General features: G+C 60.7%; 8 protein-coding genes. 5 read left to right on the forward strand and 3 right to left on the reverse strand.

Going from position 1 to position 7,051, the window contains the following annotated elements:
• The first annotated feature begins 520 nt into the window (after positions 1-520).
• From P9272_RS35460 to P9272_RS35475, 3 genes are all read left to right on the forward strand, one after another.
• Positions 521-949, forward strand: a complete 429-nt coding sequence (locus tag P9272_RS35460; protein ID WP_278164814.1) for a hypothetical protein — start codon at positions 521-523, stop codon at positions 947-949.
• Between the two features lie 331 nt (positions 950-1,280).
• Complete coding sequence (locus tag P9272_RS35470; RefSeq protein WP_278164818.1) at positions 1,281-2,132, forward strand: hypothetical protein; 852 nt, start codon at positions 1,281-1,283, stop codon at positions 2,130-2,132.
• A 1-nt stretch (position 2,133) separates the two neighbouring features.
• Entirely contained in the window at positions 2,134-2,649 is a 516-nt protein-coding gene (locus tag P9272_RS35475; protein ID WP_278164826.1) for a PIN domain-containing protein, read from the forward strand.
• Between the two features lie 53 nt (positions 2,650-2,702).
• Here the strand turns inward: P9272_RS35475 and P9272_RS35480 are convergent, their stop codons facing one another.
• From P9272_RS35480 to P9272_RS35490, 3 genes are read right to left on the reverse strand one after another with little or no spacing between them, the layout of a single operon-like run.
• Positions 2,703-2,891: a hypothetical protein gene (locus P9272_RS35480; protein WP_278164820.1), complete on the reverse strand. Its 189-nt coding sequence runs from the start codon at positions 2,889-2,891 to the stop codon at positions 2,703-2,705.
• Entirely contained in the window at positions 2,881-3,264 is a 384-nt protein-coding gene (locus P9272_RS35485) for a hypothetical protein (RefSeq protein WP_278164822.1), read from the reverse strand. Before P9272_RS35485 ends, P9272_RS35480 begins: the two co-directional genes overlap by 11 nt.
• On the reverse strand, positions 3,261-3,677 hold the full coding sequence (locus P9272_RS35490) for a hypothetical protein (RefSeq protein WP_278164824.1): 417 nt from the start codon (positions 3,675-3,677) through the stop codon (positions 3,261-3,263). Before P9272_RS35490 ends, P9272_RS35485 begins: the two co-directional genes overlap by 4 nt.
• A 768-nt stretch (positions 3,678-4,445) precedes the next feature.
• Here P9272_RS35490 and P9272_RS35495 point away from each other — a divergent pair.
• A complete protein-coding gene (locus tag P9272_RS35495; protein WP_063169437.1) occupies positions 4,446-5,402 on the forward strand; it encodes a DUF1403 family protein in 957 nt (318 codons plus the stop codon).
• A gap of 2 nt (positions 5,403-5,404) precedes the next feature.
• Positions 5,405-6,067 carry an SMC-Scp complex subunit ScpB gene (locus P9272_RS35500; protein ID WP_063169436.1) on the forward strand — a complete coding sequence of 221 codons (663 nt, stop codon included), beginning with the start codon at positions 5,405-5,407 and terminating at the stop codon, positions 6,065-6,067.
• Positions 6,068-7,051 lie beyond the last annotated feature (984 nt).

Consider the following 7,051-nt stretch of genomic DNA (forward strand, 5'->3'; position numbering starts at 1 on the left):
GCCAACCTTGATGCCCTTCGCCATGCCATGATGAGTCTGGCGCGGGCCAAGGCCTTCGTCAAGAGATCGCTAATGTTCGATAGCCCGCCGCTGGTGTGCCCCCACACCTAGCGACGGGCTAAGGTGGCCGGCGCCTCTCTTTTTTGGAGATTGCCTGAGCGTGCGCCGGCCTGGCGAACTATGGTCCGCCGCATATGCAGCTTAGCTAAAACATCTGCGATCGACATGGTGTGATCGCGGAAGCTTGGGTGGCTTGACGGCGGCGGCTTCCATAAGTGATGATTAATATACGGTAAATGGTCGATCCTTCAGGGGTGTAGCCAATTGCTGGAGCCCGCTGTTGGACCCCCGGCGGCGGGCTTTGCATTTTAGAAGCTGCCTCTTGCGAACGTTGATCTCCGAACGCCACATCTCACTCGGATGGGGCGACCGGTCCCAGCAGTTCCCGTCCTACAACGGTACACCTTGCCGATAAGCCGCGACTTATGCATCATCCGCGCATTCACACACGAGGCGCGGCATGATCGAGATCGAGGTGGAGGGCGTCGGCACCTATCGCCTGCCAAACGACTGGCAATATGGGCGCCTCGGCCGCATGCGGGGCGAGCAACGCCATACCGCGGTCCTGGCCTTCGGCTGCGGCATGACGGTGCGCCAGTTCGCCAAGCTGCCGCCAGACAGGCAGCAGGCGGTGCACAGGGCCTATCTGACGCTGATGTCGCCACCGGAGCCCGAGCCGGCCGACAACGACGCTGTGGCGCTTCCTGGCGGCCGCTGGTCGACCGAGCTCAAGGTCAGGGTCGGGTGCTGGCTCATGCACATGAAATCGACGCTGCCGCGCGGGCATTTCGGGCCGTGGGTCGAGAAGCAGCCCGGGCTGTCGCGGTCGATGGCGATGCAATGCATGGCGCTGGCCCGGGCGTATCAGCATCGTCGGCAGGCGGCATAGAGCACGCCTAGAAACTGACGAAAATCAAAGCTGGCGCACTAACAGGGCGCATAATCGCTTGATGTGGGAAGAGATCCTAACCGCGCCCTTTTTGCGGAGGCTGGAACTCGCCGTTCTGGACGAGGAAGGCATGCACCCGCTGGTTTTCCCTTGTGAAAGGACTTTGAAGGGGTGGAAGCACGCCATTACGGGAATGATTGTGGATGTCGACCCTACGCACTGGCGTGACTGGATCGAGCCAGAGCAGACCGCTGGCTGAAACGGTCGCTTTACCGGTCAGGGCGCACTCTGATAACCTAATAACTGGCGGCTGGGCCGGGGGCCGTTTGAAATGACCAAGGTAAAGATCACCATTCAGCCATCTGCGGAGCATCCGGGTGTCCTCGACGTGAAGGACGCGATGCAGCAGGTACTCGATTTCTTCGAGGCGTTGGTCGACGAGTCCGACGCGGGCGTTGTCGTATGGAATTTGACCTTCGCCGGCACCAATAGTCCTTTCACGGCAGAAGCTGAAGCCGTGTCCCTAAATCCGGCAGTCAACGTCGAGCCGATCGCGCGGGCCCGGGCGGCCGAGACTGCCAAGTTTTTGGATGATGTGAGCCACGGCCGGAGGCCTGCAGGCGATCTTGGTAAACGCCGCAAGGATCTGATGAAGCGGCTGCTTAAACGGAATACCAACGGTATCGGGCGGACGGTAGCTAAGTTTGGAAGCTTGTTGCCGCACCCTATTACGGTCACTCCCAAGGTGGCCACGGCCGCACTGGAGGTGATTGAGGAACAGGACAGCGACGCGTTTGATCTCTATCCCCAGAAGCGCAAGCGCATCGAGATAGGATCTGTCGAAGGGTCTTTGGTGGATGTTTGCACTGATCGAAACAAGCCGGCCATCCGCATCAGAGAGCGAAAGACAGATCGAGAGATCGTTTGCCGGGTCGACCAGGCTACCCAGGATGAAATCGCTGGCTCCGCAAATTTTCTGGATGTCTGGGAGCACCGTCGCGTGGTTGTGCGCGGTCGTCTCTATTTCGATGACGATGGGAAGCTGACCCGCGTTGATGCGACCAGTATACGCCGTATCGTGCCGCGGCAGATGACCATCCGTGACATCGAGGATCCCAATTTTACCGAGGGCGTATCCACGGCCGAGTTTATCGACAAGCTTCGCGAGGGCGGCTTTGGCTGAGGTGCCGAATTATTACTGGGATGCCTGCATGTGGATCGCATTGATCCAACGAGAGCCTGGCCGATTCGAAGCCTGCCAGCACATCATCGAGCGGGCTCAGCGCGGCGAAGTGAAGGTCTGGACTTCCGCCTTCACGCTGGCCGAGGTCTATAAGCCGAACAAGGATTCGGATGTGCTGTCGGCCTCCAACGATGAGGCTTTTGAAGATTACATCGAACAGGATTTCGTGGTCTCGGTTCAGGTCGACATGGATGTCGGCGTCGCCGCACGCCGCCTGCTTCGAAAACATCCGTCAATCCGAAAGCCGCAGGACGCGATCCACATTGCGACTGCGCTTCTGAACAACGTGGATGAGCTGCATACGTTCGACAGAGGCGACATGCTGGCGCTCGATGAACTATTGCCCCGCGCCGACGGGAAGAAGCTGAAGATCGTGACCCCTCAGCCGCCTCCTCATCCCGACGAGGGGACATTGCTGGAGCCACTTATTCCGCCACGAAATGGTACCAACAACTAGCTGACCCGCCACCATCGGCAGCGGGCCATCGTTTCGCTTGCGGAATGATCAACCTACTGGATGCAGGAGCCCGGCGGATAGTGCACCGGGTCGTAGTGCGGTGGCGCGACAAGCATGAAATCCTCTTCGACGCGCAAAGCGATCATGCCGAAGTTGTTGCGGTAGGCATGGTGAAACGGGATGACGATCATGTCGTCTCTCGGCTCTGTCGCTGCTGACAGCGACACGGAATTAGCGACCATCTTCGTTGCCTCCCCAGATGAATCCGGGCTGGTCATAATCAGCGTCGTCGGCTTCGCGCTCCTCTCCATCATGTCGCTCATCCAGAACGTCGCCACCGTGCTCGTCCTCAAGCTCCCGGTCATCGTCGATGCTGCCACGGCAATCGAGGTCGACACCCATCCTCCGTGGTCCGCGCTCGCCCCAGCCAAGCCAAGGCTCTGCATCGGCGCCGTCCTCCAGGTCGACGTCGCCCTCCATGAGGTCGAGCGCGGTGATCAGTGCCATGGACTGGTCGAGCAGCTCGTTGACGCGTGCTTCGATCGCCTGTCGCCATGTTCGAGGATCGACGCCGGCCGGCATCCCGAACGGCTTGAGGTTAGCAAGGGCGTTCATAGGCCGTGCTCCCGCTCGAGGAAGGCCAGCGCCGACCTCAGGGAATTCTCGCAGGTGACGTCAAGAACCACATCTTGCTTGAGCGTGTGGCGGATCGCCTCGGCGACGCCGCGGAGGCTTATTGCCGGCGGAGCGTCGTGCCAGAGCCTTTCATTGGCCGGCCCGTAGGTTGCCGAGACAAGCGCTTCCTCGTTTTCAACGGTGATCTGGTCGGCGGGGATCGCCATGAACTCCGCCATCTTGGCGTTGTACTCTGCGATGGTGTCGGCGAGCGGGTCGACCATCGCGTTCGCAGCGGCCGGCGCGGTTGCAGCCGTACCCAGGATCGGAACAGTGGCCATGCCGGTAAGGATGCGACGGCGTGAAAATCGCCCGATAATCGTGGTTTCGCTTTGATCAGAAATGCCACGCATAGCACGTCTCCTTCGGTTGCAGTTTCCTTGGGAAACGCATTGGGAAGGAGGCAAATGCCGCTAGACGATATGTAGCAAAATCAATTCGTTATGAACGAAATCTGGCGGAGAGGGAGGGATTCCCTTTCACCTCTATGATACTGAAAATACTAGTCTTTTCGCGCTTTTTGTTACACAGTTTGTTACACAGCTACAACTACGATTTATAACCGCTCTAAGCTCGCAGCTTTTGGGCTCGCCTGCCCAATCCATCCGATCTGTCGAAACCGATGGCTTGTAGGACACTCCCGCGTGTGTACGTTGGGGCTTGGGTCAGAAGGTGACCCACAGCAAAGACGGGAGCGCCGCAGCGCAAAAGATCTCATCGGTCAAGGAACAGATAGTGAAGTAGCCTGTGACAATCGGCGCCAGCATCACCTCCAAAGCCGACCAGGAAAAACCCGCAAAAAACGTCGCCCTCAGATACCCCGTCGGCAATGAATATGGGACCGAAGTTGCGCGGCAGATCGGGCGTTAGATGCCTTCATGACATCTGAACCTGAGCAGGCTCCTACGCCGCGAGCCGGCACATTTCCGAACGGAGTTTCGTCCGGCTGCGCAAAAAGGTGCCCTGTCGAGACTTACTTGTTGGCCAAATGGCTTAGCAGGGACGAACTCGTGAAGAGATTGATAATGCAACACTATCAGTCGTTGTGCTGATCCGACAGGCTGTGCGTTTTGGCACGAAAATCATGGCGAAAAGCGCACCGGCACTTTACTCTCCAAATTATGATTCGCCTCGATCCCGCGACCGCCAGCTCCTCTGCGCCGCCCTCCGTTCCCGCGTGGGCGATCACAAGCGCCGGCGCGCCGAGTGACGGCGACGCCGCCTTCCGGGCCGGCGCCGCCCTGGGTGCCCTCGACACGCTCGCCCGCGCGCAGGCAGCCTGGGCCGGCGCTTGGCGGCAGCGGCTGGCGGTTCGCTGCGCCGCCTCCAGCATGCGGCTCGCCGGCCGCGCCGAGGATGCGGCCGCCTTGCGCGATGCCTGGCATTTGCGTCCCCTACGTGCTGACCCCGGTCCCGCAGGCGCCGTCTTTGGCGCCTGGCGGCAGTTGGCCAGGCAGCCGCCCGCCGCTACGCCCGGCCGGCTCGGGAAGATACTCGACCAGCTTGGCCTCCATTGGGACGGCGCCGCGCTCGCCGACCTTTGCACGCAGATCGAAAAACTCGGGGTATCCCAGCGGTCGGCGCCATTCGACGCCGCGGCGATCGCCGCTGAGGTCGTCGCCATGCGTCCCGATGCCGAAGTCTTTGGCTGGTGGCTCGCCGACCTGGTACTGGCGCAACGCCTGGGCTGGCCGCAGCCCCTGCCGCTCCTAATGGCGCAGGGTTTTGGACCATCTTTCCGCACCGAGGCCGGCGGTGGCCGGCGCATCCGGCCCGGGGACAAGAATTTTGAGCGGGCGGTTTGCATCGCGCTCGTCGCGGCCGCCGCGGACGCTTGTCGGTTGGCCGCCGAGCTGTCGCGCCGGGCCGAAAAACTCCTGGCGGTGGCGCCGAAACTGCGCGCCAAAGGCGCCGGCGACGTAATCTTTCTGCTGCTCAGTGAAGACGCCGTGTCCGGATCGCTGACGACGGACAATCTGTCGCGCTTTGCATCGCGACGGCTGTTCGAACGGCTGCAGCAACTGGAGGTCGTGCGCGAGCTCTCCGGCCGCCCCACATTCCGGCTGTTCGGGCTGTAGCGATGAGCGAAGCGTCCGCCCGCCGCAAGCCAAACGATCAGCCGGCGCTGCTCGACACCGAACTGGAACATCTGCCGCCGGAGCTGCGCTGGTGCGAATGGATGGCCCGCGTCGAAGCGGTGATCTTTGCGGCAAATGAACCGGTGACACGTAGTGTCCTCGCGCGGGTGGTGGGAAAAAACTGCAATATCGAGCTGATCATCGACGACATTCGCGCCGAACTCGCCGGCCGCCCTTACGAGCTGGTCGCGGTCGCCGGCGGCTGGCAGCACCGGACCAAAAAGGTTTTTGGCGACGCCATTCACGCAGCCTTCGGCACGGCAGCGGGCGAGGGAGCAAAAGAACTGTCGCAGGCGGAGGCGCTTGTCTTGATGTGCATTGCCTATTTCCAGCCGATCACCCGTGGCGAGCTGTCGAGCTTTTTCGGCAAGGAGGTGTCACGTGACCTGATCGGCGTGCTGCGCGCTGAGCAGCTGGTCGCCTCGGGGCCGCGCAGCCCGCAGCCGGGCGCGCCCTACACCTATGTGACGACCAAAACTTTTCTGTCGCAGTTCGGGCTCGACACGCTGCGCCAGCTGCCGGATTTCGAGGCGCTCGAGGACGCCGGGCTGCTGTCGAAGGAGAAGCTGCTGGATCATCCCAGGGTTTGCAGATATCGACGATGATGGCGCCAGCGCCGCGCTCGACGAATAGATGATCCCATCACGGCGGGACACACGCGATCTCGCCGCTCGTCACATAGAAGATTGCGCCACGCACGCCGTCTGGTCTCGCCGGCTGGGTCCTTCGCGTGACGGAAGGGAGGTGGCGGCACGCGTCCGCTTGTCGATGAAGGATAAGCGAACAGGCAATTGATCGAGCCTGGTCGCACATGTCGATCACCATTGAGAGCTCTCGAAGGGAGAAAGTTCAATTGAACCACGTCTACCTTGAGCTTCTCGCGACGATTGAGGCGTTAAGATCCAGCCCATCGGGGCGACCATTCAGACGCTGATGGACAAGGTTCGCGACCTTTCACAGACGATCAAAGCCCTGAAAGACGATCTCCACCAGACAGCCGGCTATGGCCTGCTAAGAACCTAGCCAGCCGGCGAGTGCCCATCCCGGCCATTGTCAGCGAGGCGGCCATCCCAACAAGATCGCCTTGCCGCCACCGCCAATGGCGGATGCTGACAGCAGCGCCATAAGAACGCCAACGTAGATGGGGAAGATCATCCTCGGGCTATTCGTCCTTCCAAATGACAGTCTTCCCCCGAAAATCCCAATGAAATTTGAGGTTGGCTTTCAGTACCTCGGTGGGGATCCTCGGCTCGATCGCTGTGTGGAGAGCGTTATACGTTTCTCGGCAGAAGCTCGGCGGCGGGACATTCAGCTTGTACCCCGACGGGTACCTAAAATCTTGCTGAGAATTCATCAGGTCAAGGTTGTTGGCAATCATCTTCACGTTCCCAATCGGCGGCATTCCTAGGGCCACTGCGGCTTCGTAAATGTCCTCGATCTTGTGACCGAAGCCGAGCCGGAGACCGCGTTTCGACACGCCCTTTGAAGCTAGATACGCTTTCAAGAGGAGTTCTAGGTGTGAGCTTTCGAGAGGTTGTCCATTCGGACCGGACCGAGGAGACTGGAGTTACCACGCTTCAGCATCCATC

The sequence above is a fragment of the Mesorhizobium sp. WSM4976 genome (genome assembly GCF_029625685.1).
In the GTDB taxonomy this organism is placed as follows: domain Bacteria; phylum Pseudomonadota; class Alphaproteobacteria; order Rhizobiales; family Rhizobiaceae; genus Mesorhizobium.

What these genes read in the sequence shown, in the direction of transcription:
- P9272_RS35460 (WP_278164814.1), top strand. Translation starts at nt 521, where the DNA reads ATGATCGAGATCGAGGTGGAGGGCGTCGGCACCTATCGCCTGCCAAAC.
- P9272_RS35470 (WP_278164818.1), top strand. Translation starts at nt 1,281, where the DNA reads ATGACCAAGGTAAAGATCACCATTCAGCCATCTGCGGAGCATCCGGGT.
- P9272_RS35480 (WP_278164820.1), bottom strand. Translation starts at nt 2,891, where the DNA reads ATGGTCGCTAATTCCGTGTCGCTGTCAGCAGCGACAGAGCCGAGAGAC.
- P9272_RS35485 (WP_278164822.1), bottom strand. Translation starts at nt 3,264, where the DNA reads ATGAACGCCCTTGCTAACCTCAAGCCGTTCGGGATGCCGGCCGGCGTC.
- P9272_RS35490 (WP_278164824.1), bottom strand. Translation starts at nt 3,677, where the DNA reads ATGCGTGGCATTTCTGATCAAAGCGAAACCACGATTATCGGGCGATTT.
- P9272_RS35495 (WP_063169437.1), top strand. Translation starts at nt 4,446, where the DNA reads ATGATTCGCCTCGATCCCGCGACCGCCAGCTCCTCTGCGCCGCCCTCC.
- P9272_RS35500 (WP_063169436.1), top strand. Translation starts at nt 5,405, where the DNA reads ATGAGCGAAGCGTCCGCCCGCCGCAAGCCAAACGATCAGCCGGCGCTG.